We start from the raw sequence: 25891 nt of genomic DNA, 5'->3' as shown, positions 1-25891 counted from the left end.
AAGCGCCCTGCCCCGCCCAGCCTTCAGGCTTTGGCGGTGGTAGCGCTGACGCTGGTCTTGGTACGCGGGCGCAGCTGGGCGCTGGCCATGGCATCATCGGTGACACCGCTGTCGGCACGCATGCCGGCCGCCAGGAACGGCACCATCAGGCGCATCACCTGCTCGATCGAGGTATTGATGCCGAAGTCGGTCTCGGCGATCGCCCGCAGGGCCTTGATACCGGACATGCTGAAGGCCGCAGCACCGAGCATGAAGTGCACACGCCAGAACAGCTCCAGCGGTGGAATGCGTGGCGCGGCCTCGTTGACCAGCAGCATGTAGCGGCGGAATACCTTGCCGTACATGTCTTCCAGATAGCGCCGCAGGTGGCCCTGGCTCTGGCTGAAAGCCAGGCCCAGCAAGCGCATGAAGATCGACAGGTCATTGTTGCTGCGAGGCTGCACCGCCAGCGCCTGCTCCACCAGCATTTCCAGCAGCTCTTCAAGGCTGGGTTTTTGTTCCGGCTTGGCCTGACGCCGCTCGAGTTCACGCTCCAGGCTGGCACAAAACGGGCCGAGGAAGCGCGAGAACACCGCCTGGATCAGCGCCTTCTTGGAGCCGAAATGATAGTTGACGGCCGCCAGGTTGACCCCGGCCTTGCTGGTAATCAGCCGCAACGAGGTTTCGGCGAACCCCCTTTCCGCGAACAGCTGCTCGGCAGCATCGAGAATGCGTTCAACGGTTTCCGATTGGGCCATGACTACTCCGGGTACTCCGCCAGACAAACAGGTGTTTGAAACATACGTTTCAGCCCCGCTTCTGTCAAGGCTCGGTGACCGGGCGGTCGCCATTTAAAAGCGCCAGACGGCCGGCTGCAAGCATCACCTCTGCTGTTTATTGCGCCTTTTGGCTTGCAGCGCATCCAGTACTGTATATAATCCCAGTCACTGTACAAAAAGACAGAGCGCTCACCATGTTGAAACTGACGCCACGCCAAGCCGAAATTCTCGCGTTCATCAAACGCTGCCTGGAAGACAACGGCTTCCCGCCGACGCGCGCCGAGATCGCTCAGGAGCTGGGCTTCAAGTCGCCCAACGCCGCCGAGGAGCACCTCAAGGCCCTCGCCCGCAAAGGCGCCATCGAGATGACCCCGGGCGCCTCCCGTGGTATCCGCATTCCCGGCCTGGAAGCCAAAGCCGAAGAAAGCGGCTTGCCGATCATCGGCCGGGTTGCTGCCGGTGCGCCGATCCTTGCCGAACAGCACATCGAGCAATCCTGCAACATCAGCCCCGCCTTCTTCCACCCCCAAGCCGACTATCTGTTGCGCGTACACGGCATGAGCATGAAGGACGTCGGCATCTTCGACGGCGACCTGCTGGCGGTACACACCTGCCGCGAAGCCCGCAACGGCCAGATCGTGGTGGCCCGCATCGGCGACGAAGTGACCGTCAAGCGCTTCAAGCGTGAAGGCAGCAAGGTATGGCTGCTTGCCGAAAACCCCGAATTCGCCCCCATCGAAGTCGACCTGAAAGAACAGGAGCTGGTGATCGAGGGCTTGAGCGTCGGCGTCATTCGCCGCTGATCCAGGAGGCGTCATGCAGCAGTTCATTCACGCACCCGAGCAAGCTCAGTTGCCCCTGTTCGAAGCTTTTCTCGCCCAGCCCGTGCTACCGGGCCTGAAAGCCAGTGAACTGGCACGCAAGAGCAGCCAACCCGAGCTGTTCAGCGAACTGTCGCTGCGCGGCGCCCCTGGGCACTGCCAAAGCCTGCTGGCACCGGTACTGCGCGAGCTGAGCGAAGAGGACGAAGCGCGCTGGCTGACCCTGATCGCTCCGCCCTCCAGCCTGACCCAGGCCTGGTTGCGCGATGCCGGGCTCAACCGTGAACGTATTTTGCTGCTGCAACCTCGCAGCAATCAAAGCCCGCTGCAACTAGCCTGCGAGGCCTTGCGCCTTGGCCTCAGCCACACCGTGGTGAGCTGGCTGGGTAGCGTCAATGCCACTGCACGTCAACAGTTGCTACGCGCGGCCAGTGCCGGAAATGCACAAAGCCTGAACATCCGCCTCGGCTGATGTTCAGGCTTTGCCTGTCACTTCAAAAAGCCTGACACGTTGCTGCACCCTTAGTGCAGCACACGCGGCCCTTCATCACGCTCAAGCTCGCCATCCATCAGGCGACCGGCCATCTGCACGCCCACACTGAGCATGGCCTTGGCCACTTCCACATGCTGGCCCTGCAGGAACACCTTTGCGTCTTCCGAGAAATCCAGGGTTACCAGAGAGCCCTCATCCTCGGCGCGACGCAGTTCGATGCGGCCATCAGGCAACTCGACAATTTCCAGAAACGACGTAGACATAAATGGCAGTTCTCCGCGAAAGACCGCTAGTGTATCAGCCGTTGCGGCTATCAGCACTCACTCAACGCATCGCGGAAACGTCTCACCAAGCCCTTGAGGTTGCTGCGCCAGCTTTCCAGCTCGGCACGCGACAGTGCAGGATGCTCGGGCTCATCGAGATTGACGGCCTGGATCAGGGGTTGGGTAACGTCAGTTTTCGGCGCCTTCTTCGCGACAGGTGGTCGGAACAAATCGGCATAAGCACCCAGCATTTGCGCCAGCCAGGTTTCGCGCTGGCGGGCGATTTCCAGTAGCTCAGCCACTTCCGGGATGGAGATGCCGTTCAAGGCATCGTCAGCCAGGGCTTGCTCGACCGTTGCAACAACCGGCAGGCGGTAGAAGCCGCCGATCTCATGACACAGGCCCAGCAGCGCGCCGTACAGATGGAACAGCGCCGATTCGCGTTCAGCCTGCACCAGGCCTTGAGCGTTCATGGCCTGGCTTTGCTCGGCCTTGGCCATGGACTCCAGGGCGAGGCCGGCGAAGAACAGTTTCTGGTTGGTACGGGTATACAGTTCCTGGGCCATTTCAGTGGCCTCCCTAAGGCTGCAAGGCGAGTACATGCATCATAAATGATTGGGGCCGCAAAGCGGCCCCAATTGCTGCACTGAAGAATCAGCGCTTGTCTTCAACCTTCCACGCATTCCCGTCGTAGAACGCCTTCCAGCCGGTCGGCTTGCCATCAACCTCGGACTGCACGTACTGCTCCTTGGTCTTGCGGCTGTAGCGGATTACCGCCGGGCGGCCTTCCGGGTCTTTCTGGGGCGCTTCGCACAGGAAGTGGTACTTGGGGTCGATCTCATGCTTGTGCGGCACAATCTCCAGCACCAACGGCGCACGGGTTTCGCGGTTTTTCGGGAACTGGCTAGCCGCCAGGAACAACCCCGAAGCGCCGTCACGCAGCACGTAGGTGTCGTCGACCTTTTCGCACTTGAGTTCAGGCATGTCCACCTTGTCCATCTTCGGTGGCGCAGCCTCGCCGCTCTTGAGCAGCTTGCGGGTATTCTTGCATGCCGGGTTGGTGCAACCGAAGAACTTGCCGAACCGGCCGGTTTTCAATTGCATCTCGCTGCCGCACTTGTCGCACTCCAGGCTAGGCCCTTCGTAGCCCTTGATGCGGTAGTTGCCTTCCTCGATCTCGTAGCCGGCGCAATCCGGGTTGTTGCCGCAGATGTGCAGCTTGTGCTTCTCGTCCAGCAGGTAGGCGTCCATCGCCGTGGCGCAAATCGGGCAGCGGTGCTTGCCCAGCAGCACGCGCGACTCCGACTCACCCTCGTCATCAGCGGCAATCTCGTCACCCGGCACCAGGTTGACGGTGGCCTTGCAGCGCTCTTTCGGCGGCAGGCTGTAACCCGAGCAACCCAGGAACACACCCGTGGAAGCGGTGCGGATCATCATCGGCCGGCCACATTCCTTGCAGGCAATGTTGGTCATGGTCGGCTGGTTGGCGCGCATGCCGTTTTCGCTGGACTCGGCAGTCTGCAGCTTCTTGCTGAAATCGCCGTAGAACTCGTCGAGCACGTTCTTCCAGTCACGCTCGCCTTGGGCTACGTCGTCGAGGTTCTCTTCCATGTCGGCGGTAAAGCCGTAGTCCATCAGATTGGAGAAACTCTCGGATAACCGCTCGGTCACGATGTCGCCCATCTTCTCGGAATAGAAGCGGCGGTTGTGCAAGGTCACATAGCCACGGTCCTGGATGGTCGAGATGATCGCCGCATAGGTCGACGGGCGACCAATGCCGCGCTTTTCCATTTCCTTGACCAGGCTGGCTTCGGTGAAGCGCGCCGGCGGCTTGGTGAAGTGCTGGCTCGGGTCGATCTGGATCAGCTTCAGCGCTTCGCCCTGGACCATTTCTGGCAGCACGTCGTCTTCGCCCGGCTTGCTCTGCTGTGGCAGCACGCGGGTGTAACCGTCGAACTTGAGAATGCGGCCCTTGGCACGCAGCTCGAAGTCGCCAGCCGCCACGGTGACGCTGGTGGAAAGGTACTGCGCCGGCGGCATCTGGCAGGCCAGGAACTGGCGCCAGATCAGCTCGTACAGGCGCTCGGCGTCACGCTCCATGCCACTGAGCTTGGTCGGGTGGGTATTCACGTCAGAAGGACGAATCGCTTCGTGCGCTTCCTGAGCACCTTCCTTGCTGCCGTATACCAGCGGTGCTTCCGGCAGGTACTGCTTGCCGAACTCGCGCTCGATGTAGCTGCGCGCCATGTCCAGGGCATCGGCCGACAGGTTGGTCGAGTCGGTACGCATATACGTGATGTAGCCGGCTTCGTACAAACGCTGGGCCATCATCATGGTTTTCTTCACCCCGAAGCCCAGGCGGTTACTGGCCGCCTGCTGCAGGGTGGAGGTAATGAACGGTGCCGATGGCTTGCTGCTGGTCGGGCGGTCTTCACGCTTGACCACGCTGTAGCTGGAAGCCTTGAGCTTCTCCAGCGCCGCCATGGCCTGGGCTTCGTTCAGCGGTTTGAACGCCTCCCCCTTCTCGCGCGCCACCTCGAAACGCACCTTGGCGTTTTTGGCGGTGCCCAGGTCGGCGTGGATCTCCCAGTACTCTTCCGGGATGAACGCGCGGATTTCGCGCTCGCGCTCCACCACCAGCTTTACCGCCACCGACTGCACGCGGCCGGCAGACAGGCCGCGGGCAATCTTGGCCCACAGCAGCGGCGAAACCATGTAACCGACCACACGGTCGAGGAAACGGCGCGCCTGCTGGGCGTTGACCCGGTCGATATCCAGCTCGCCTGGCTGCGAGAAGGCATCCTGGATGGCCTTCTTGGTAATTTCGTTGAACACCACGCGCTTGTAGCGGGTGTCGTCACCCCCGATGGCTTCGCGCAGGTGCCAGGCAATGGCTTCCCCTTCGCGGTCCAAGTCGGTTGCGAGATAGATGGTGTCGGCATCCTTGGCCAGGCGGCGCAGCTCTTCGATCACCTTTTCCTTGCCAGGCAGGATCTCGTACTTGGCCTTCCAGCCATGGTCAGGGTCGACACCCATGCGTGCCACCAGCTGGCGACGGGCCTTTTCTTTTGGTGAAAGGGCCGGAGCCTCACCCGCGGCCTTGCCACGCTTGGCGGCTGGCTCTTTGCTCGCGCTGGCCGAACCGCTGGTGGGGAGGTCTCGGATATGGCCGATACTCGACTTCACCACGTACTGGTTGCCCAGGTACTTGTTGATGGTCTTGGCCTTGGCCGGGGATTCCACAATGACCAGCGATTTGCCCATGGATCGGAGTATTCCTGAATCTGAAGATGAAAAACGCGTCAGGTGCCAGACGCGGCACCGCTATATATAGTGGCAAAAGTGTGAGGTCAAGCTCGAACGATCATGCGTGCGACTTGCTCAGCAACCCGGGCAGCCCCTCTTCGGCCTTGACCAAAGCAAAGCGTGGCACCTGCTCGCCGTCAACCTCGACAGACTCCTGGAACATCGAAAGTGGCCGTACCCAGAAGCTGTAATCACCATACAGGCACTGGTAGAACACCATCCACTCTTCGCTCTCGGAGTGCCGTGCAACACTGAAGACACGGTACTCAGGCCCTTTGTAATGCCGGTATACGCCTGGTTGTATCTGCATGTTGCCCACCCTCTTGACTTGAACCTGAAAAAAACAAAAACCGGGGCACAAGGCCCCGGCTGCTGTCCTGCTACGCGATCAGACGCGTTCGAAGACAGTGGTGATACCTTGGCCGAGGCCGACGCACATGGTCGCCACCCCCAGGGTACCGCCATTCTGCTTCATGACGTTGAGCAGGGTGCCCGAAATACGAGCCCCGGAGCAACCGAACGGGTGGCCCAAAGCAATGGCGCCGCCGTGCAGGTTAACCTTCTCATCCATCTTGTCGAGCACTTTCAAGTCTTTCAGCACTGGCAGGGCCTGTGCGGCGAAGGCTTCATTGAGCTCGATGAAGTCGATATCGGCCATGGTCAGGCCGGCACGCTTGAGGGCTTTCTGAGTCGACGGCACCGGGCCATAGCCCATGATTGCCGGGTCGACACCGGCCACCGCCATCGAACGAATCACCGCCAATGGCTGGATGCCCAGGTCCATGGCGCGCTGGCCAGACATCACGATCATGCACGAGGCGCCGTCGGTGATCTGCGACGAGGTACCGGCAGTAACGGTGCCGCCTTTCGGGTTGAACGCAGGCTTGAGCGATGCCAGGCCTTCGAGGGTGGTTTCCGGGCGAATGGTTTCGTCGAAATCGAACACCTTCAGGAAGCCGTTCTCGTCGTAGCCCTGCATCGGGATGATCTCGTCCTTGAACTTGCCTTCGACCGTGGCCTTGTGGGCCAGCTGGTGCGAACGCAGGCCGAACAGGTCCTGCTGCTCACGGGTGATGCCGTGCATCTTGCCGAGCATTTCCGCAGTCAGCCCCATCATCCCGGAAGCCTTGGCGGCGTGCAAGGACAGGTGCGGGTTGGGGTCGACGCCGTGCATCATGCTGACGTGGCCCATGTGCTCCACGCCACCGACCACGAACACATCACCGTTGCCGGTCATGATCGCCTGGGCAGCCGTGTGCAGCGCGCTCATCGACGAGCCACACAGGCGGCTGACGGTCTGGGCTGCGGAAGTGTGCGGGATCTGGGTCATCAGCGAGGCCATGCGGGCGATGTTCCAGCCCTGCTCCAGGGTCTGGTTGACGCAGCCCCAGATCACGTCCTCGACCTCTTTCGGGTCGACCTTGTCGTTGCGTTCCAGCAGCTTGCTGATCAGGTGCGCCGACATGTCTTCGGCGCGGGTATTGCGGTGCATGCCACCCTTGGAGCGGCCCATTGGCGTGCGACCGAAGTCGACAATCACCACGTCTCTTGGATTCAGGCTCATATCAAATCTCTCGCTCTAGCTCGTTGACCGCTCAGTTGAAGAAGCGCTGGCCGTTCTTGGCCATTTCACGCAGCTTGGCGGTCGGGTGGTACAGCGGCCCCAGGTCGGCGTACTGATCGGCCAGGGCGACGAATTCAGCCACACCGATCGAGTCGATATAGCGCAGCGCACCACCGCGGAAGGGAGGGAAACCAATGCCGTAGACCAGGCCCATGTCGGCTTCGGCGGCGGTTTCGACAATGCCGTCTTCCAGGCAACGCACGGTCTCCAGGCACAGCGGGACCATCATCCAGTTGATGATGTCTTCGTCGGTGACGTCACGCTGCTCGAAGACGACAGGCTTGAGCACGTCCAGCACGGTGGCGTCGAAGACTTTCTTCGGCTTGCCGCGCTTGTCGGTTTCGTAGGCATAGAAGCCCTTGCCGTTCTTCTGGCCCAGGCGGTTGGCTTCGTACAGCGCGTCGACGGCCGAGCGGCGCTCGTCTTTCATGCGGTCCGGGAAGCCTTCGGCCATCACGTCGCGGCCGTGGTGGCCGGTGTCGATGCCGACCACGTCCATCAGGTACGCCGGGCCCATTGGCCAGCCGAACTTTTCCATCACCTTGTCGATACGCACGAAGTCGACACCGGCGCTGACCAGCTTGGCAAAGCCGCCGAAGTACGGGAACAGCACACGGTTGACCAAGAAGCCCGGGCAGTCGTTGACCACGATCGGGTTCTTGCCCATTTTCTTGGCGTAGGCCACGGTGGTGGCGACCGCCACTTCACTGGATTTCTCGCCTCGGATCACTTCCACCAGCGGCATCATGTGCACCGGGTTGAAGAAGTGCATGCCGACGAAGTTTTCCGGGCGCTTGAGCGCCTTGGCCAGCAGGTTGATGGAGATGGTCGAGGTGTTGGAGGCGAGAATCGCATCATCCTTCACCTGGCCTTCCACCTCAGCCAGCACGGCCTGCTTCACTTTCGGGTTCTCGACCACGGCTTCGACGACGATGTCGACATTGGCGAAATCGCCATAGGACAGGGTCGGGCGAATGGCGTTGAGCGCCTCGGCCATCTTGGCCGGGGTCAGGCGGCCCTTCTCGACGCGGTTGCCGAGCAGCTTGGAAGCCTCGTTAAGGCCCAGCTGGATGGCTTCCTCGCGGATATCCTTCATCAGGATCGGGGTGCCCTTGACCGCCGACTGGTAAGCGATACCGCCACCCATGATGCCAGCGCCGAGCACGGCAGCCTGCTTCACGTCGTGGGCGATTTCGTCATGCGCCTTGGCCTTGCGCTTGAGCTCCTGATCGTTCAGGAACAAGCCGATGAGGCTTTCGGCAACCGAGGTCTTGGCCAGCTTGGCAAAGCCTGCGGCTTCGACCTCCAGCGCCTTGTCGCGGCCGAAGTTGGCAGCTTTCTGGATGGTCTTGATGGCTTCGACCGGTGCAGGGTAATTCGGGCCGGCCTGGCCAGCGACGAAGCCCTTGGCGGTTTCGAAGGCCATCATCTGTTCGATGGCATTGAGCTTGAGCTTTTCCAGCTTCGGCTGGCGCTTGGCTTTGTAGTCCAGCTCGCCGCTGATGGCGCGCTTGATCAGGTCCAGAGCACCGGCCAGCAGTAGCTCAGGGGCGACCACAGCGTCGACGGCACCCACTTTCAGGGCGTCTTCGGCGCGGTTTTCCTTGCCGGCGGCAATCCACTCGATGGCGTTGTCCGAACCGATCAGGCGTGGCAGACGCACAGTGCCGCCGAAGCCCGGGTAGATACCCAGCTTGACTTCCGGCAGGCCGATCTTGGCGCTGGTGGACATGACCCGGTAGTCGGCGGCCAGGCACATTTCCAGGCCACCACCCAGGGCGATGCCGTTGATGGCGGCAACGGTCGGCACTTCGAGGTCTTCGAAGGCGTTGAAGATGCGGTTGGCTTCCAGGTTGCCGGCGACCAGTTCGGCCTCGGGCAGCTTGAAGTTGTCGACGAACTCGGTGATGTCGGCGCCGACGATGAACACGTCCTTGCCACTGCTGACGATCACGCCCTTGACCGAGGCATCGGCCTTGATGGCATCGACGGCCTGGCGCAGCTCGTTCAGGGTCAGGCGGTTGAACTTGTTGACGGACTCACCCTTGAGGTCGAACTTGAGCTCGACGATGCCACTTTCAAGAGCCTTAACCGTGATGGCTTTACCTTCGTAAATCATCAACTGATCTCCACGATATGGAAGCTGAACTGTACACGCCGATCGCTGCAGCAAAAGCAGGCCTAACTGCCCCGCCCCAGGCACACCCGTCAGCGCGCTAGTCGGAAGTATGGCTTGGCGTCACGACATACAAACGCTCAATTCATACGCCCGTTTGATTTGGGTGTGCACACATTCTCCGAAAAGATCGGCGTTGTCAAATGCTCACGAGCATGGCGAAAACGCGACTTTCCAGTCATTTTGTATCGTCTTGGTACAAAACATGATGACAGTGATCGCCGGCCATTCATGTCAGCGATTGACCACAGCCACTTGCAGTGTGCTGCAACTTTCCGCTTGCACGGCAACCCCGGGCGGCTACACTGCCACTTGCTTGAATGAATACCCGGCCTGCCTGGCCTTTTCTGCGCAGCAGAACGCAAAGCGGCGACTTGGCACCCCACCCCTTCAGGGTTCTGCCAAGCCGCCGCTTTGTCGTTCATAGCTATTGAAACCGCCGCATTCCCTGTGGGAGCGGGCGTGCCCGCGAAGAATTCAACGCAGTGGCTGGCACCGGCTGCGCCGGTGTTCGCGGGCATGCCCGCTCCCACAGGGACCGTGCAAGGCAGGTATCAGGCGAGGGTTTCGAGGACGTAGGCAACATCCTGCAATACAGCCGTATCGCCCCGCTCAGTCCAGTACAACGCGATCATCCGAGCATCCGCCTCGACCTTGTAAACGCTCGCCGGCAAGCGCGCCAGGGCCTCCACGAAGCGCGGGTCTTCGCAGGGTTCACGCCACTGGTTCCACCACACCCCCGGGCTGACCTGCCAGAAACTGAAGCTGTCCTCGTGCCCACGGCGCCGGGCGCGGTGGTACTGCGGGCAAGGGCTTGGCGGCTCCTTTTCCAACCAGTGCGGCCATTGCTGCGGCGCCAGCTGCATGGCCAGGCCCATGCGCCGTGCTTCCAGGCGCAGTTTCATCTGCTCGCTCTGTTTGCGCGAGGAACGCAGCCAGGAAAGCGGGCTGAGAATCAGCGCAAGGATTGACACCACCAGCAATACCGTCATATCAGTAGATCCCATAAAGCGTTGCAAATGAGCTGGTTAGCCATTTTTCACGGAAGACCCGCCCGAAAGCGACCATACTTCTTCTATCGCGATTGTCAGGAGTACCGCTCATGCAATACGAACATTTGTTGGTCGCCGTCGACCTGACCGAAGAATGCGACCCGGTGATCAAACGCGCCATGGCGCTGGCCGCGCCTTCGAACGCCAAGGTGTCGCTGGTGCACATCGTCGAACCGATGGCCATGGCGTTCGGCGGTGACGTGCCAATGGACCTGTCGCAGCTGCAACAGCAGCAGTTCGACCAGGCCAAGGAGCGCATGGACCGCCTGTTCAACAAATACCCGGGCATCAACCGCGGCGACTCACACCTGACCTATGGCCAACCGCGCCAGGAAATTCACCAGCTGGCCAAGGACCAGAAATGCGACCTGATCGTGGTCGGCAGCCATGGCCGACACGGCCTGGCGTTGCTGCTGGGTTCCACGGCCAATGATGTGCTGCATGGAGCGCCGTGTGATGTGCTGGCGGTGCGGTTGCTGAAGAAGGAATGATTTAACCTGTACCGGCCTCTTCGCGGGTAAACCCGCGAAGAGGCCGGTACAGGTTAAAATCTGATCAGCCTTCCAGCTCAGCCCAGCGCTCTACCAGTACATCCAGCTCACCCTGCAGCTTCTCGATCTTGGCCAGCACCGCCGAAGTCTCCGCAATCGGCCGCTGATAGAAGCCCGCTGCATTCACTTCTTCCTGGGCTTCAGCCATGCGCTGCTCCAGCGCGTCGATCTGCCCCGGCAGCATCTCCAGCTCACGCTGCAGCTTGTAGCTGAGCTTCTTCTTCGATGCCTCTTCCGCCACCGGCGCAGCAACAGGCGCAGGCTTGGCCTCGACCTTCTCCACCACCGCACTGTTGAGGGCCGACTTGCCGCCCTTGCTCTCGGTCACGCCCAGCAGCTTCGGCGAGCCACCCTGGCGAATCCAGTCCTCATAACCACCGACATACTCGCGCACCTTGCCCTCGCCTTCGAACACCAGGGTGCTGGTAACGACGTTGTCGAGGAAGGCCCGGTCGTGGCTGACGATCAGCACAGTGCCCTTGTAGTTGGACAGCACCTCTTCGAGCAACTCGAGGGTTTCCACGTCCAGGTCGTTGGTCGGTTCGTCGAGCACCAGCAGGTTGGCCGGTTTGCTGAACAGCTTGGCCAGCAGCAGGCGCGCACGCTCACCACCCGACAGCGCCTTGACCGGCGTGCGCGCACGCTGCGGGCTGAACAGGAAGTCGCCCAGGTAGCTCAGCACGTGGCGGTTCTGGCCGTCGATCTCGATGAAGTCACGGCCTTCGGCCAGGTTGTCGATCACGGTCTTTTCAAGGTCGAGCTGGTGGCGCATCTGGTCGAAATAGGCCACTTCGAGCTTGGTGCCGCGCTCTACCTTGCCTGCGGTCGGCTCAAGGTCGCCGAGCATCATCTTCAGCAAGGTCGTCTTGCCGGTACCGTTGGCGCCCAACAGACCGATACGGTCCTCGCGCTGCAGGACCATGGAGAAGTCCTTGACCAGCATCGGCCCGTCAGGGTGATGGAAGCTGACGTTTTCCAGCACCATCACCTGCTTGCCGGACTTTTCCGCCGCTTCGATCTGGATATTGGCCTTGCCCTGGCGCTCACGGCGCTCGCCACGCTCCACACGCAAGGCTTTCAGCGCACGCACACGGCCTTCGTTGCGGGTACGACGGGCCTTGATGCCCTGACGAATCCACACCTCTTCCTGGGCCAGACGCTTGTCGAACAGCGCATTGGCGGTTTCTTCGGCGGCCAGTGCGGCCTCCTTGTGCACCAGGAAGCTGGCGTAGTCGCCGTTCCAGTCGATCAGGCCGCCACGGTCCAGCTCGAGGATGCGTGTGGCCAGGTTCTGCAGGAAGGAACGGTCGTGGGTAATGAACAGCACCGCACCGTTGAAGCCGCGCAGGGCTTCTTCGAGCCAGGCGATGGCACCGATGTCCAGGTGGTTGGTGGGCTCGTCGAGCAGCAACAGGTCGGGCTCGGACACCAGCGCCTGAGCCAGCAGCACCCGGCGGCGCCAGCCACCGGACAGCTCGGCCAGGGTCTTGTCGGCGGGCAGTTGCAGGCGGCTGAGTGTGCTCTCCACCACCTGCTGCAGGCGCCAGCCATCACGGGCTTCCAGCTCGTGCTGGACGTGCATGAGCTTTTCCAGGTCTTCGTCACCCTGGATGTTCATGCTCAGGTGGTGGAACTGCGCCAGCAACTCGCCCACGCCGTCCAGGCCAGCGGCCACCACATCGAACACCGTACGTTCGTCGGCCACCGGCAGTTCCTGCGGCAATTCGCCGATCTTCAGGCCCGGGGCACGCCAGATTTCACCGTCATCGCCCTTCTGCTCGCCCTTGACCAGGCGCAGCATGCTCGACTTGCCGGTGCCGTTGCGGCCGATGATGCACACCCGCTCGCCACGAGCGATCTGCCAGGACACTTTGTCCAGCAGCGGCATGGCGCCGAATGCGAGGGACACATCGCTGAATTTGAGCAGGGTCATGTTGGTCTCCATAAATCGGGCGCGCATTCTACCTGACTTGGCCCTCGACGGCATCCGCCAAGCCAACCGGCGAGTGCCTGGCGACATCTGGTCGAACTTAATATCCCGATACAAGCACAGTGCTTTCACCCGCTGCCGGCAAACAGCTAAGCTAAGGCAATAGCTTTCAACAGTGCTGGCTCCGCCGTCACTTCCCCATGGTTCAACTGCCCGGACGTATCATGCGCAGCCGCCTGTTACATATTGCATCCTGCCTGCTGCTTACCGCTGCCACCTGCGCGGCGCAGGCCACCGACCTGACCCTGCAACGCCAGTACTACGACGAGGCCAAGCGTGCGCTGGCCAAAGGCGACAAAGGCCCGTACCTGCGTTATGCCCAGGCCCTGAACGACTACCCGCTGACGCCCTATCTGGCCTACGACGAGCTCACCGCCCGCCTGAAAAGCGCCAGCAACCAGGAAATCGAAGGCTTCCTCGCCAAGCATGGCGACCTGCCTCAGGCCAACTGGATGAAACTGCGCTGGTTGCGCTGGCTGGCCGAACGGGGCGAGTGGGACACCTTCGTCAAATATTACGACCCCAAGCTCAACTTCACCGAGCTGGACTGCCTCAACGGCCAGTACCAGCTCAGCCATGGGTTGCGTGCCGAGGGCTACGCCACGGCCGATAAACTGTGGAACGTCGGCAAGTCACAACCTGCCGCGTGCGACACGCTGTTCGGCATGTGGGCCGCCGAAGGCCAGCTGACCGAGGCCAAGCGCTGGGAACGCACCAAGCTTGCGGCCCAGGCGCGCAACTACGCGCTGGCCAATAACCTGGTCAAGACCCTGACCACCCTCGGCCCGCAAGGGCGCCTGCTGGTCGACGTGGCGCAAAAACCGGAGCTGCTCAACCAGCCGTCGCGCTTCACCCCGGTCAACGAAGCCATGTCCGACGTGGTCAGCCTCGGCCTGCGCCGCCTGGCCCGCCAGGACCCGGAGCGGGCCATGGCCTTGCTGGACGATTACGCCCAGCGCATGCACTTTTCCCGCGACGAGAAGGTGGCCATCGCCCGTGAAATCGGCCTGACCCTGGCACGCCGCTACGACCCGCGCGCCCTCGACCTGATGACCCGCTACGACCCAGAGCTACGCGACAACACCGTCAGCGAGTGGCGCCTGCGCCTGTTGCTGCGCCTGGGCCGCTGGGAAGACGCCTACGAGCTGACCAAGCGCCTGCCCCAGGACCTGGCCAGCAGCAGCCGCTGGAAGTACTGGCAGGCTCGCAGCCTGGAGCTGGCACATCCGAACAACCCGCAGATCCCGCTGCTGTACAAGACCGTGGCGCGTGAGCGCGACTTCTATGGCTTCCTGGCTGCGGACCGGGCACAAACACCGTACCAGTTGAACAACAAGCCGCTGCTGCTAAGCCCGCAACTGGTCAAGAAGGTACGCAACACACCCGGCATCCAGCGCGCGCTGGAATTCCACGCCCGCGGCCAGATCGTCGAAGGCCGCCGCGAGTGGTACCACGTCAGCCGCCACTTCACCCGCGACGAAATGGTTGCCCAGGCGCGCCTGGGCTATGAGCTGCGCTGGTACTTCCCGGCTATCCGCACCATCAGCCAGGCGCAGTATTGGGACGATCTGGACATCCGCTTCCCGATGGCCCACCGCGACACACTGGTGCGCGAAGCCAAGGTCCGCGGCCTGCATTCGAGCTGGGTATTCGCCATCACCCGCCAGGAAAGTGCATTCATGGAGGATGCGCGCTCGCCGGTGGGTGCCAGCGGCCTGATGCAACTGATGCCGGCCACAGCCAAGGAAACCGCTCGCAAGTTCAGCATCCCCTTGGCGTCACCGGCGCAGGTACTGAACCCGGACAAGAACATCCAGCTGGGCGCCGCGTACCTGAGCCAGGTGCACAGCCAGTTCAACGGCAACCGTGTGCTGGCTTCGGCGGCCTACAACGCAGGGCCCGGGCGCGTTCGCCAGTGGCTGAAAGGCGCCAAGCACCTGAGCTTCGATGTGTGGGTGGAGTCGATCCCGTTCGACGAAACACGCCAGTATGTGCAAAACGTGCTGTCGTATTCGGTGATCTACGGGCAGAAGTTGAATTCGCCACAGCCGCTGGTGGATTGGCACGAGCGGTATTTCGATGACATGTAAGGTTCGCCGAGCCTGAACCGGCCTCTTCGCAGGTAAACCCGCGAAGGGGCCAATACGGACAAACAGTTATTCAAGGACTTCCACTTTCATCCCCACCTCAAGCCACCCATTCCCATCCACCGCCAGGTTCTGCCCGAACAGCACATCCCCCTCCTTCTCGCGAAAGGTCTTGAGCGTGGCCATCGGCTCCCGATCGGCACTGCGCTCCCCGGTAGCCGGGTCAATCGTGGTAAAGATGCACCGCACACTCGGTTTGAGCACACGAAACACCAAGCTGCCGACACGAATCCGCTTCCAGCCATCTTCGGCGAAGGGTTCAGCGCCGTGCACCACCAGGTTGGGCCGAAAGCGCAGTATCTCCATGGGCCGGCCAACACGCCGGCTGAGCTCGTCGAGCGAGCCCTGGCCAATCAGCAGCAAGGGGAAACCATCCGGAAACGCCTCCCGGTCACTGTTGAAACCATAACCATTGGGCAGGTAGCGCGCACGCTGCTCCGGGCAATGCACCAGGCGCACGGCCTTGCCTAGCAGTTCGCTCAGCCAGGCCGCCACTTCATCGCCTGCATCAGGCACTCGCAACGTATCGCGCCAAATGGTCACGCCACGCAGGGCTTCGTCGGCAGCGGGTACAGGTACCCGCAACGGTGCCTGCCCGGGCGCCTGCAGCAGCAACCGGCCGCTGTCGTCTTCACACGCCTGTAACTGGCCAAGTTGAGGCCATGCGCGCTGGGTCAGGAAGCGTCCGTTTTCTTCCTCGACCACCATCCAGCGCCGGTCACCTTGCAACCCCAGCAACCCAACCGGTGAAGCCTGCAGGCTTTGCGCCTGCCCCGACTTCACCGGGTATCGATACAACTCACTGAGAAACATCCCTGCTGCCTCGCGTCATGCCAAAAGCCAAGCTTATACCTGGCCGGCCCAGGGTTCACGCAGTGGCGGTGTCCAGTAGCAGGCGTTGCTTGACCACATCGACCAGGCGATCAGGCTGGAACTTGGACAGGAAGTTGTCGCAACCCACCTTTTTCACCATGGACTCGTTGAAACTGCCCGACAGCGAGGTGTGCAGCACCACGTAAAGCTGGCGCAGGCGTGCATCACTGCGGATCTCGGTGGTCAGCCGGTAGCCGTCCATTTCCGGCATTTCGGCATCGGTAAATACCATCAGCAGCTTCTCGCATACGTCTTCGCCGGCATCGGCCCAGCCCTTGAGCATACGTAGCGCTTTCAGGCCATCACTGGCCACATGCAGTTTCACGCCTAACTGGGACAGCGTATCGCGCAACTGCGCCAAGGCCACGCTGGAGTCATCCACCAACAGCACCTCGCGGCCACGCGCCCGGGCCAGCACCGGGTCGGCGAGTTTGTCGCCGGAGACCCGGGCGTTGTACGGCACGATCTCGGCCAGCACCTTCTCTACGTCGATAACCTCCACCAACTTGTCATCAACCTTGGTGATGGCTGTCAGGTAGTGTTGGCGCCCGGCACTGGAAGGGGGTGGCATGATCGACTCCCAGTTCATGTTGACGATGCGGTCCACACCACCCACCAGGAAGGCCTGCACCGAGCGGTTGTACTCGGTGACGATGATGGTGCTGTCCGGCCCCGGCTGCAGCGGGCGCATGCCAATCGCCTGGGACAGGTCGATCACAGGCAGGGTCTGCCCGCGCAGGTTGACCACACCGCAGACGAAGGCGTGGCGCTGGGGCATCAAGGTCAGTTTGGGCAGTTGCAGCACCTCCTGCACCTTGAACACGTTGATCGCGAACAACTGGCGACCGGCCAGGCGAAACATCAGAATTTCCAGGCGGTTCTCACCCACCAATTGCGTGCGTTGGTCTACCGTGTCGAGAATGCCAGCCATTGGAAACCCCCAGGCTTGAGTCGGAAAAGGTGAAATGATCTACCCTGTATCGGCGGTTTCACGCGCACCTTGACCCTTGCGGAAAAATACCGCAAAGGCAATTGATATCACTTTACCATCATGCTTTACTGCGGGCCCACCGGGATAAACCGAGGGTGCTGAAAAAGTTCCCCACCCCGGCCCCGCATCAGGGAAACCCTTAGTCGCAATCGGGCGCAACCTGATGTTCGCGATATCCTTTAGCCATTAATGTGACGCCATTCTCACTGCATGAATGGAGTCAGGCTTTTGCTAGCTATCGTTTTGGCGTGCCCGTCCCCTGCGCCTACCCCACGCGCGGGGACCTGACCATGGACACTGCCTTATCGTTCGACGACGCCCTCCAAGGCTTCCTGCTGGATGCCCAGGTACTGCTGACCCAGGCCCAGGAATGCCTGCAGCATCTGGAACTGATCGACAATGATCCGGATGCCTGCCGCTGCCTGGGCAACGCCCTCGACAGCCTCGCCCGTCAGGCCACACGCCTGGGCCTGCGTGAAGTCGCCCATTACACCACTGCCCTTCAACAGTTGCTTGCCCCGGCCTGCCACGGTGGTTGCCTGCAACGTGCAGCCCTACCCGCGGTAGGGGAGTGCCTGACCCTGCTGGCCTGGCAACTGGAGCTGGTCGACACCCGAACCGGGCGGCTGAACCTGGACATCGGCGAGCAACTGGTGCTACTGGGTGAGTTGGCGAAAGTCGTGCAACAACCTTTTGCGTCAGCCTGTACGTCATGCGATGAGCAAGGCAGCGAGTGCATACACACCCAGGGTGAAGTGGCAGACAGCAGCCACCCTGATCGCTCTAAGCCGGCGCTTTAAAAGACGCAGAGTGCAACTAAGTACCGTTGTTCAAGCTCCACCATGGTCAAACTTGGAAAGTTCTCCAGGTTTTCAGTGGCCCAAGTTGAACCTTGAGCACGCGAGTTACAGCACAAGTGCGTACTGCACGATTAAAGGGTGGCACTTTGCTACCCGAAAAGACCGGACCAGCAGGCGTTTCAAAGCGTTTCCCATCCGCGACCGATGCAATGCAAAGTGGTAATATGCGCCCCCACCAAGGCTTGCAACCTGAAGCAAGGTTGCAAGATCACGCATTCGAAAAAACATCGAAAGTACTGCGCCAAAGCCTCTGACCAGCATTGTGCAAGGCCTCCATCAGCAATACTTCAGTGGCTTTCCTACTTATGTTCCCACGCTTGAAGACTTCTCTGCGTTGCTGCTCCCGCGCCGTCCTGTTGCGTTGGGCGACGGCCGGGCTGTGCGTGGCCTCGCTGGTTGCGAACCTGGCGCTGTACCTGGCCAACCAGGCCATCCCGGCCAGCCTGCTGGTGCTGCAGCTGGCCGCCACGCTGGGCGCCGCCGTTCAACTGGGCCTGGGCGCCAGGTCGATCAGCCTGCGCCCGGCCGAACTGGCCGAGCGCATGCTCAAGGTGCAGGAAGACGAACGTCAGCATCTGAGCCGCGAACTTCACGACGACATCGGCCAATTGCTGACCGCAGCGAAGCTGCAGTTGCAGTGGCTGCAGCGGCGTATGCCCCACGAGCTGCAAAGCCACTGCGATGCCCTGCGCGGCACGCTGGATGACACCCTGGGCAACGTGCGCGATGTGTCCGCCCTGCTCAACCCCCGGCAGCTCGCCAGCCTTGGCCTGGAAGCCAGCCTGCGCGCGCACCTGGTACGTACGCTGGCCAGCAGCAGCGTGCACTGGAGCCTGGCGTGCAACCAGCGCTTGGGCGGCATCGACGAAGCCGTGGCCATGGCCGTGTTCCGCATTACCCAGGAGGCGGTGACCAACATGTTGCGCCACGCCCAGGCACAGAACCTGGTCATCCGCCTGCAGCGCACCCCTGAAGGGCTGGCGCTGTCGATCCACGACGATGGCCGTGGCTTCATTCCGGCCCGGCACCCGGCCGAGGCAGGCCAGCGCGGTCTGGCCGGCATGCAGGAGCGGGTAACCGCGTTGCAGGGCAGCCTCGACATCACCAGCCAGCCTGGCCTGGGCACGCAGATCGAAGCGATGTTCCCCTGGCCCCCGCGCAGCCAGCAACGCGCCCGGAGTACTGCCACCCATGACCTGTAGACTGCTGCTGGTTGACGACCACTCGCTGATCCGCGCCGGGGTACGCGCGCTGGTCTGTGACATCCCTGGCTATGACGTGATCGGCGAAGCTGACGATGGCGGCCAACTGCTCGAACAGGTGCGCACGCTGGCGCCCGACATCGTCTTGCTGGACATTTCAATGCGCTCCACCAGCGGCCTGGATGCCCTGACTCAACTGCGTGCCAGCGGCAACGCGTGCAAAGTGCTGATTCTGTCGATGCACACCGACCCCGACCTGATCATGCGGGCGCTGGAAAGCGGCGCCCACGGCTATCTGCTCAAGGACACCAGCGCCACCGAGCTGGAACAGGCCCTGAGCGCGGTGCGCAACGGCGAGCGCTACCTCAGCCCGGCCATCGCCCACACCGTCATCAACCAGGCGCTACGGCACACCAAACCGGGCAAGCAGGCCGCTGGCGAGCGGCATAACCTCACGGCCCGGCAACTGGAGATCCTGCGCCTGATCGTGCGCGGCAAGTCCACCCGGGAAATCGCTGCGGGCCTAGGCCTGTCTATCAAGACGGTCGAAACCCACCGTTCGCAAATCATGAAGCGGCTGCAGATTCATGACGTGGCTGGCCTGGTGCTGTTTGCCGTACGCGAAAAGATCATCAGCCTGGACGACTGAGCAATGGCGACCCGGTCGGCAGGTGCAGGCGTATCGCGGCTGGCCTGGCCTGAAAGCGCAGGTTGTCGGCCTGCAAAGGCTCGCCGTCGAGGTTGATATCCAGCCCCTGCGAACTCTTGATTTCCACCCAGGGCAGCCTCGCCCGAATGAACAGGCCATCGCCGGCCAGCAGATCGCGCAAAGCTCCAACCACTTCCTGCGGCGCAGGCAGGATGGCGATGTCCAGCAAGCCGTCATTCACCACCGCTTCAGGGCATAGCACCTGCCCTCCCCCAGCCTGGCGGCCATTACCGATACCGAGTGCCAGCAAGCTCCCTTGCCACTGAAAATCTGGCCCTTGCAGTTCCACCGAAGCTGCCTGCAGTTCGCTGAAGCGCGACAAGCCGGTGAACAGGTAGGCCGCCGCCCCCAGCACTTTTTTCAGGTCTTCGGAGGTGTTGGCGGTGACCTGACTGCCAAATCCGCCTGTGGCCATGTTAAGGAACAACTGGTCCCCAGCCTGGCCCAGGTCTATCGCCTGGGCCGGTGTGTTCAACAACGCCAGAGCCGCAGCAGGCTCCAGCGGTATACCCGCGGCCCGGGCGAAGTCGTTGGCAGTGCCAAGGGGCAACAGCGCCAGGCTGGCATCGGCGCCGGCCAGCCCCATGGCTTCGGCCACGTCGCGCAAAGTGCCGTCCCCACCACCGGCGACAATATGGCTGTAGCCCGCGCTAAGTGCCTCACCGACCAGCCGCTGCGCATCACCCGCCTCCCAGGTAACACGTACATCCAGTGCCCAACCGGTACCGCGCAGGTCATGCACGGCGCTGCGCAGTTCTTCGTTCATCGCCTGCTTACCGTGCAGGATCAGCATTGCCTTGCGCCCTTGCATTGCGCTTCTCCGTGAAGTTGAACCACCCAAATCTCGACCATGCCCAGCAACGGATCGTTGCATAGGTGTAAAAAAATAACGAAGCCGGCGCGGTCTTTTTCCCACACCCGACAATGCGCGGCTATGCTCAGGAAATGAACTTTTGACAAGTTTTTGACCCAGGCCAACATTTTTCCCAGGGTGGTCAGCCTTTTGACTTCTGTTCGCCGGGCCAATCTCGATCCTGGCCATGGACGCGCCCCCCGGCAGTGGTGTGCATAGCGCTGCCGATGGGCGCGTCTTTTCATCCACAGCCTTCAGCGAGGATTCCGGGTCATGCGCATTCTCTGGACACTGCCGTACCTGCCTTGGCCAACTACCAGCGGCAGCAAGACCCGGCAATACCACCTGATGCGCGCAATGGCACAGCAAGGCCACCGCATTACCCTGCTGGTGCAGTCGAAAATCCCGCTCAGCGATGCGGCCCGCGAAGCCCTGGAGCCCCTACTCGAACGACTGATCGTGCTACCCCGTCGGCCACTGCACAGCCCGCTGAACCTGCTGGCCTCGCCGATCATCGACTACCCCATGCGGGCGATCATCAATGGCCTGTCCCCTTGCCTGCGGCACCGCTTCGAGCAGTTGCTGGACGAACCGTGGGACGTGATCCAGATCGAGCACAGCTATAGCTTTCAACCGTTCGAAAAGGCTTTGCAGGCGCGCGGGCTGCCCTACATGCTCAGCGAGCACACGCTGGAGTCCGTGATGGGCGGTGCCTGCCACGACCGCCTGCCGCTCTGGCTACGCCCGCTCAATGCCTTTGACCGCTGGCGCTACCGGCGCTGGGAACAGCGGGTGCTGCGCCAACCTACCGAGTTGGTAGCGGTCAGCGCACACGATGCCGAGCTGATCGCGCAGATCAGCGGGCGCCCGGTGAACGTGGTGGTCAATGGTGTGGATTGTGATTTCTACCAGCACGTGCAACCTGCGCTGCATAGCCAGCGCTTGTTGTTCGTGGGCAACTTCGAGTATGGCGCCAACCTGGAAGCCATCGAGTGGGCGCTGGAAGACATCATGCCGCAAGTGTGGATGAGCAACCCGGCGGTGCGCCTGGCGATAGCCGGGCATGCGCTGCCGATCAGCTGGAAATTGCACTGGAACGACCCGCGCATCGAATGGTTAGGCTACCGCCCTGACCTGCGCGAGCTGCAAAAGCGTTCGGCACTGTTCTTCGCCCCGCTGCGCTATGCCGGCGGCTCCAAAGTAAAAATCCTCGAGGCCATGGCCGCCGGCCTGCCGGTGATCACCACCGGAAAAGGCGTATCGGGCCTGGCCGCGAACAACGGAGAACACTACCTGGGCAGTGATGACGGTGACCAGCTCGCCCTGCTGATCACCCAACTGCTCAACCAGCCCTGGCGCATGAGCCAACTGAGCGATGCCGGGCGGCAATTCGCCCGTCAACGCCACGACTGGAGCGTGGCGGCCCAGCAACTGGAGAACGTGCACATGCGCCTGGCCCAGGCAGCGCCCGCCGAGGCCGCACCGCTGGGCAGTGCCTGGCTGGGCCGCTCAGCCAAGTAGCTCGCTGAAGGGGATGAACGGCACGCTATCGCCCTGTTTCGGCGTACTGCCTTCGCGCACCTCTACCAGGCCCTCGGCCCAGGCGGCACTGCGCAGCACCCCCGAGCTCTGGTTCTTGTAGATGCGCACCTGCCCCTGTTCGATGCGCGCGCGCAGGTATTCGCGGCGCGTGCCAGGCTTGGGCCAGTCGAAGCCCGCCGGCATGTCGAAACGCAGCGGCGTGACATCGGCCACACCCTGACGACGGAGCAAGTAGGGCCGGGTCAGCAGGCCAAAGGTGACCAAGGTCGAGGCCGGGTTGCCCGGCAGGCCGATCACCGGCACGCCCTGGAAGTGGCCGAAGGTCAGCGGTTTGCCCGGTTTGATCGCCAGCTTCCACAACGCCAGCTCGCCGGCTTCGCGCAGGGCAGCACCGAGGTAGTCGGCCTCCCCCACCGAGACACCGCCGGTAGACAAGATAAGGTCAACGTCGCCCAGCGAGGCCAGGCAGGCACGGGTACGTGCAAGGTCATCCGGCAGGATGCCCGCATCGACCACGTCGCAGCCCAGCCGCTGCAACCAGCTGACCAGCAGCCGACGGTTGCTGTTGTAGATTTGCCCAGGGCCCAGCGGCAGGCCGGGCTCGACCAGTTCGTCACCGGTGGACAGCACCGCCACCCGTACCTTGCGCACCACATCCAGGCGACCATGGCCCAGGGTCGCCGCCAGGCCCAGTTCGATCGGACCAAGGCGGGTGCCGGCGCTCATTACCTGCTCACCCCTGCGGGTTTCCTGGCCCTGAGGGCGTATGTTCTGCCCGGTTTGCAACGCTTCAAGAAAGCGTACCCGGCCATCTTCGAGCACCTCGGTGTTTTCCTGCATCTCGACGCAGTCGGCCCCTTCCGGCACCGGCGCCCCCGTAAAGATGCGCGCGCAGGTGCCTGGCTGCAGCGGCTGTGGCGCATGCCCGGCAAAAATGCGCTGGCTGACCGGCAGCGGCTGGCCCTGCCAGTCGGCGTTGCGCAAGGCATAACCGTCCATGGCGCTGTTCGGCCAGGGCGGCAGGTCGAGCGAGGCCACCAGATCGGTAGCCAGCACACGGCCTTCGGCCTCGGCCAGCGGCAGGTTCTCCATCTCGCGTATGGGCGCCGCCTCGGCCAGCGCCAGCAGTTGCTCCAGGGCCTGCTCCACCGGCATCAGCGGCCGGGCCTGGCCGGCCTCAGCCACGGCTGTCACAGGCCGCTGCCTGCTTCAGGTGCGCAACGAAGTTGCACGGGCGATGGCGGGCATCGAGCTGTTCGGCCAGGATGCCATCCCAGCCGGTACGCACGGCGTTGGTCGAGCCCGGCAGGCAGCACACCAAGGTACCGTTGGCCAGCCCGGCCAAGGCACGCGACTGCACAGTGGAGGTGCCAATGTCGGCCACCGAGATCTGCCGGAACAACTCTCCAAACCCTTCCACCTGTTTGTCCAGCAGGCAGGCCACCGCCTCGGGCGTGCTATCGCGGCCGGTAAAGCCGGTCCCCCCCGTGATCAACACCACTTGCACGTTGTCATCGGCGATCCAGGTGGCAACCTGGGCGCGGATCTTGTACAGGTCATCCTTGAGCAGCACGCGCTCGGCCAAACGGTGGCCGGCCGCACTCAGGCGGTCGACGAACAGCTGCCCGGAGGTGTCGGTGTCGAAAGTACGGGTGTCGCTGACCGTGAGCACGGCGATGTTCAGCGCCACGAAGGGGGTATCTGCCTTGGCTTTCATGGGTGTCCGTCACAACAGGATGAGATGGCCGCAGTTATATCACAGCGCACCTTTCCCGACGTTGCGCCCATGGCGATTGCCCTCGGTCAATAGGCCGGGTTTGCCGCTATGCTGCACTAAAGAAGGAACTTGCATGGACACCCTGCGTCTTAACTGACATCTAGCACCATCGCACTGGAGAAACACGATGATTCAACGGACCCTACCCGCCTTCCTGCTCGCCCTGGGCCTGGGCGCCCTTGCCGGCTGCGCTTCGCCGACCGTCATTACCCTGAACGATGGCCGCGAAATCCAGGCCACGGACACCCCGAACTACGATGAAGACTCCGGCTTCTACGAATTCGAGCAACTGGATGGCAAGCGCACCCGCCTGAACAAGGACCAGATCCGCACCGTCAAAGAGCTCTGATCCAGGCGCCCGTTTTGCAAAGCCCCTTTGAACAACAAGGGCTTGTGTGCAAAAACGGGATGCAGTAGGATTTTGTTCATCGGAGTGTAGCGCAGCCAGGTAGCGCGTCTCGTTCGGGACGAGAAGGCCGCAGGTTCGAATCCTGTCTCTCCGACCAGATCCTGCTCGAAAAGCCCGCCTTGTGCGGGCTTTTTGTTGTGCCTGAAAACGGTCAGGCCGTCAGGCGCGAGGTCACCTCACCCAACTGCCCCGACAACCCGTGCAAGCGCTGCCCGGCCTGCTCGGTATGCTGCACTGCCTGCTGGTTGGCCGTGGCGATACGGGTGATTTCGATCAGGTTGCGCGAAATGTCCTCCGCCACACTGGTCTGCTCTTCGGCCGCCGTGGCGATTTGTCGGTTCATGTCACGGATCGCCTCTACGGACTGGGTGATGCGCTGCAACATCTGCCCGGCCTGCTGCACCTGCTCGGCCCCCTCCTCGCTGCGCTGCTGGCCGCTTTCGATCGCCTTGACCGCCTCTACCGCCCCCGACTGCACGGCTTCGATGATCTGGTGAATCTCGGCAATCGATGCAGCGGTGCGCTGGGCCAGGCTGCGCACCTCATCGGCAACCACTGCAAACCCACGCCCGGCTTCGCCAGCACGGGCCGCTTCGATGGCTGCGTTGAGCGCCAGCAGGTTGGTCTGCTCAGCGATGCCACGGATCACCTCCAGCACTTTGCCAATGCGCGTGCTGTCGTGTTCCAGGTCGCGGATTACCGCCGCCGTGCCGGCGATTTCACGGTTGACCACACCGATAATGTCGATGGTCTGCTGCATCACCTGCTCGCCGGCCTGGGCGCTGTGGTCAGCGTCATCTGCCGCGCGAGCGGCCTCGCCGGCGTGGCGGGCGACCTCCTGGGCGGTGGCGGACATCTCGTGCATGGCCGTGGCCACCTGGTCGGTACGCTGGAACTGGTCGTGGGTGCCACGGGCCATGTCGCCGGCGATGCTACGCAACTGGCCACTGGCGCCTTCCAGCTCCTGCGCGTTGTCCTGCAGGCGGCCAACGGTATCGGCAAGGAAGTCGCGCAGCGTGTTGGCAGCCCGCGCCAGGCGCCCCAGTTCATCTTCACGGCGGCTATCGACCCGGGCGGCGAAACGCCCTTGGCTCAGTTGTGCGACATACTCGATCAGTTGGCGGATCGGCTCGATCAGGCTACGGTTGACCAGCCACAGGCTGAGCAGCCCCACCAGCACCGCCGAAGCCAACATCACCAGCAAGCCCAGCCATACCGTGCGCTCGGCGCTGGCGCTGATGCTGGCCGCACGCTGACGCGCATCGGCACGCAGCTGCTCGACCAGTTCGCTCATCTGCTCGCTGGCGGCGCGGTCCACGCCTTTGACCGCCTGGTCGCCGGCTACCGGGTCACCACCTGCGGCAAGGAAAGCCTGGCGGCCCTGCGCATAGGCCTGGCCCAACTGCCGGTGGCTGTCACGCAGCTGCTGCAACGGCGCCTTGAGCCTGGCGTCGCTGCTGTCGATCAACTGCCCGAGCAGCTCTTGAACCTGTT

At 62.5% G+C, this 25891-nt stretch carries 24 protein-coding genes, 1 tRNA gene and 1 pseudogene; 10 read left to right on the top strand and 16 right to left on the bottom strand.

Annotated features, from left to right (window positions below):
• Positions 1-23 precede the first annotated feature (23 nt).
• A complete protein-coding gene (locus FHW75_RS24280; protein ID WP_019096207.1) occupies positions 24-737 on the bottom strand; it encodes a TetR/AcrR family transcriptional regulator in 714 nt (237 codons plus the stop codon).
• A 215-nt stretch (positions 738-952) separates the two neighbouring features.
• Between FHW75_RS24280 and lexA the strand changes: the two genes are divergently transcribed.
• Both lexA and sulA read left to right on the top strand, forming a co-directional pair.
• Positions 953-1561 (top strand): transcriptional repressor LexA, encoded by a 609-nt coding sequence (gene lexA / locus FHW75_RS24275; protein ID WP_016714901.1) that lies wholly within the window; start codon positions 953-955, stop codon positions 1559-1561.
• A gap of 13 nt (positions 1562-1574) precedes the next feature.
• Entirely contained in the window at positions 1575-2051 is a 477-nt protein-coding gene (sulA, locus tag FHW75_RS24270) for an SOS-induced cell division inhibitor SulA (protein WP_016714900.1), read from the top strand.
• 50 nt (positions 2052-2101) lie between these two features.
• On the opposite strand, the gene FHW75_RS24265 is transcribed toward sulA, so the two are convergent.
• From FHW75_RS24265 to FHW75_RS24235, 7 genes are all read right to left on the bottom strand, one after another.
• Positions 2102-2335, bottom strand: coding sequence for a hypothetical protein (locus FHW75_RS24265; protein WP_003248777.1), 234 nt, complete (start codon positions 2333-2335; stop codon positions 2102-2104).
• A 50-nt stretch (positions 2336-2385) separates the two neighbouring features.
• Positions 2386-2901, bottom strand: a complete 516-nt coding sequence (locus tag FHW75_RS24260; protein WP_183674827.1) for a DUF6586 family protein — start codon at positions 2899-2901, stop codon at positions 2386-2388.
• Between the two features lie 88 nt (positions 2902-2989).
• A complete protein-coding gene (gene topA / locus FHW75_RS24255) occupies positions 2990-5599 on the bottom strand; it encodes a type I DNA topoisomerase (protein WP_025754460.1) in 2610 nt (869 codons plus the stop codon).
• Positions 5600-5699: 100 nt separating this feature from the next.
• Positions 5700-5951 carry a DUF1653 domain-containing protein gene (locus FHW75_RS24250; protein ID WP_019096204.1) on the bottom strand — a complete coding sequence of 84 codons (252 nt, stop codon included), beginning with the start codon at positions 5949-5951 and terminating at the stop codon, positions 5700-5702.
• A 78-nt stretch (positions 5952-6029) separates the two neighbouring features.
• On the bottom strand, positions 6030-7205 hold the full coding sequence (fadA, locus tag FHW75_RS24245; RefSeq protein WP_013971712.1) for an acetyl-CoA C-acyltransferase FadA: 1176 nt from the start codon (positions 7203-7205) through the stop codon (positions 6030-6032).
• Between the two features lie 31 nt (positions 7206-7236).
• The gene (gene fadB, locus FHW75_RS24240) at positions 7237-9384 is read right to left on the bottom strand and encodes a fatty acid oxidation complex subunit alpha FadB (protein WP_019096203.1); all 2148 of its coding nucleotides are present in this window, start codon (positions 9382-9384) and stop codon (positions 7237-7239) included.
• A 611-nt stretch (positions 9385-9995) separates the two neighbouring features.
• Entirely contained in the window at positions 9996-10433 is a 438-nt protein-coding gene (locus tag FHW75_RS24235; RefSeq protein ID WP_019096202.1) for a hypothetical protein, read from the bottom strand.
• 110 nt (positions 10434-10543) lie between these two features.
• On the opposite strand from FHW75_RS24235, the gene FHW75_RS24230 reads away from it, so the two are divergent.
• On the top strand, positions 10544-10984 hold the full coding sequence (locus tag FHW75_RS24230; protein ID WP_019096201.1) for a universal stress protein: 441 nt from the start codon (positions 10544-10546) through the stop codon (positions 10982-10984).
• A gap of 64 nt (positions 10985-11048) precedes the next feature.
• On the opposite strand, the gene FHW75_RS24225 is transcribed toward FHW75_RS24230, so the two are convergent.
• Positions 11049-12977 (bottom strand): ATP-binding cassette domain-containing protein, encoded by a 1929-nt coding sequence (locus FHW75_RS24225; RefSeq protein WP_019096200.1) that lies wholly within the window; start codon positions 12975-12977, stop codon positions 11049-11051.
• Between the two features lie 221 nt (positions 12978-13198).
• On the opposite strand from FHW75_RS24225, the gene FHW75_RS24220 reads away from it, so the two are divergent.
• Positions 13199-15124 carry a transglycosylase SLT domain-containing protein gene (locus FHW75_RS24220; RefSeq protein WP_025754464.1) on the top strand — a complete coding sequence of 642 codons (1926 nt, stop codon included), beginning with the start codon at positions 13199-13201 and terminating at the stop codon, positions 15122-15124.
• A 66-nt stretch (positions 15125-15190) separates the two neighbouring features.
• Here FHW75_RS24220 and FHW75_RS24215 read toward each other — a convergent pair whose 3' ends face one another.
• Positions 15191-15994 carry an MOSC domain-containing protein gene (locus FHW75_RS24215; protein WP_183674824.1) on the bottom strand — a complete coding sequence of 268 codons (804 nt, stop codon included), beginning with the start codon at positions 15992-15994 and terminating at the stop codon, positions 15191-15193.
• A gap of 55 nt (positions 15995-16049) precedes the next feature.
• Positions 16050-16985 (bottom strand): chemotaxis protein CheV, encoded by a 936-nt coding sequence (locus FHW75_RS24210; protein ID WP_016714890.1) that lies wholly within the window; start codon positions 16983-16985, stop codon positions 16050-16052.
• 350 nt (positions 16986-17335) lie between these two features.
• Here FHW75_RS24210 and FHW75_RS24205 point away from each other — a divergent pair, with 350 nt between their 5' ends.
• The 3 genes from FHW75_RS24205 to FHW75_RS24195 all read left to right on the top strand — a co-directional run bounded on the left by FHW75_RS24205 (position 17336) and on the right by FHW75_RS24195 (position 19756).
• The gene (locus tag FHW75_RS24205; RefSeq protein WP_025754465.1) at positions 17336-17845 is read left to right on the top strand and encodes a hypothetical protein; all 510 of its coding nucleotides are present in this window, start codon (positions 17336-17338) and stop codon (positions 17843-17845) included.
• 365 nt (positions 17846-18210) lie between these two features.
• Positions 18211-19107 carry a sensor histidine kinase gene (locus FHW75_RS24200; RefSeq protein WP_183674867.1) on the top strand — a complete coding sequence of 299 codons (897 nt, stop codon included), beginning with the start codon at positions 18211-18213 and terminating at the stop codon, positions 19105-19107.
• Entirely contained in the window at positions 19097-19756 is a 660-nt protein-coding gene (locus FHW75_RS24195; protein ID WP_019096195.1) for a response regulator transcription factor, read from the top strand. Before FHW75_RS24200 ends, FHW75_RS24195 begins: the two co-directional genes overlap by 11 nt.
• Here FHW75_RS24195 and yegS read toward each other — a convergent pair.
• Complete coding sequence (yegS, locus tag FHW75_RS24190) at positions 19740-20627, bottom strand: lipid kinase YegS (protein ID WP_019096194.1); 888 nt, start codon at positions 20625-20627, stop codon at positions 19740-19742. The two genes, FHW75_RS24195 and yegS, sit on opposite strands and share 17 nt — an antisense overlap.
• A gap of 315 nt (positions 20628-20942) precedes the next feature.
• Between yegS and FHW75_RS24185 the strand changes: the two genes are divergently transcribed.
• On the top strand, positions 20943-22190 hold the full coding sequence (locus tag FHW75_RS24185) for a glycosyltransferase family 4 protein (RefSeq protein ID WP_019096193.1): 1248 nt from the start codon (positions 20943-20945) through the stop codon (positions 22188-22190).
• On the opposite strand, the gene glp is transcribed toward FHW75_RS24185, so the two are convergent.
• Positions 22179-23405, bottom strand: a complete 1227-nt coding sequence (gene glp / locus FHW75_RS24180) for a gephyrin-like molybdotransferase Glp (RefSeq protein WP_027615678.1) — start codon at positions 23403-23405, stop codon at positions 22179-22181. The genes FHW75_RS24185 and glp overlap by 12 nt on opposite strands.
• Positions 23389-23928: a molybdenum cofactor biosynthesis protein B gene (gene moaB / locus FHW75_RS24175; RefSeq protein ID WP_016714883.1), complete on the bottom strand. Its 540-nt coding sequence runs from the start codon at positions 23926-23928 to the stop codon at positions 23389-23391. Before moaB ends, glp begins: the two co-directional genes overlap by 17 nt.
• A 187-nt stretch (positions 23929-24115) precedes the next feature.
• Between moaB and FHW75_RS24170 the strand changes: the two genes are divergently transcribed.
• Together FHW75_RS24170 and FHW75_RS24165 are read left to right on the top strand one after the other, a co-directional pair.
• Positions 24116-24337: a YgdI/YgdR family lipoprotein gene (locus FHW75_RS24170; RefSeq protein ID WP_019096192.1), complete on the top strand. Its 222-nt coding sequence runs from the start codon at positions 24116-24118 to the stop codon at positions 24335-24337.
• Positions 24338-24417: 80 nt separating this feature from the next.
• Positions 24418-24494, top strand: a tRNA-Pro gene (locus tag FHW75_RS24165).
• A 54-nt stretch (positions 24495-24548) separates the two neighbouring features.
• Here the strand turns inward: FHW75_RS24165 and FHW75_RS27300 are convergent.
• Both FHW75_RS27300 and FHW75_RS27295 read right to left on the bottom strand, forming a co-directional pair.
• Positions 24549-25253, bottom strand: coding sequence for a methyl-accepting chemotaxis protein (locus FHW75_RS27300; protein ID WP_371257972.1), 705 nt, complete (start codon positions 25251-25253; stop codon positions 24549-24551).
• A 228-nt stretch (positions 25254-25481) separates the two neighbouring features.
• Positions 25482-25592 (bottom strand): annotated as a pseudogene (locus FHW75_RS27295) (hypothetical protein); the annotation flags it as partial.
• Positions 25593-25891 lie beyond the last annotated feature (299 nt).

The sequence above is a fragment of the Pseudomonas sp. OG7 genome (assembly GCF_014192825.1).
GTDB lineage: Bacteria > Pseudomonadota > Gammaproteobacteria > Pseudomonadales > Pseudomonadaceae > Aquipseudomonas > Aquipseudomonas monteilii.
Note: the sequence above shows the minus strand (reverse complement) of the source record. Positions and strands in the feature narration are given on the sequence as shown.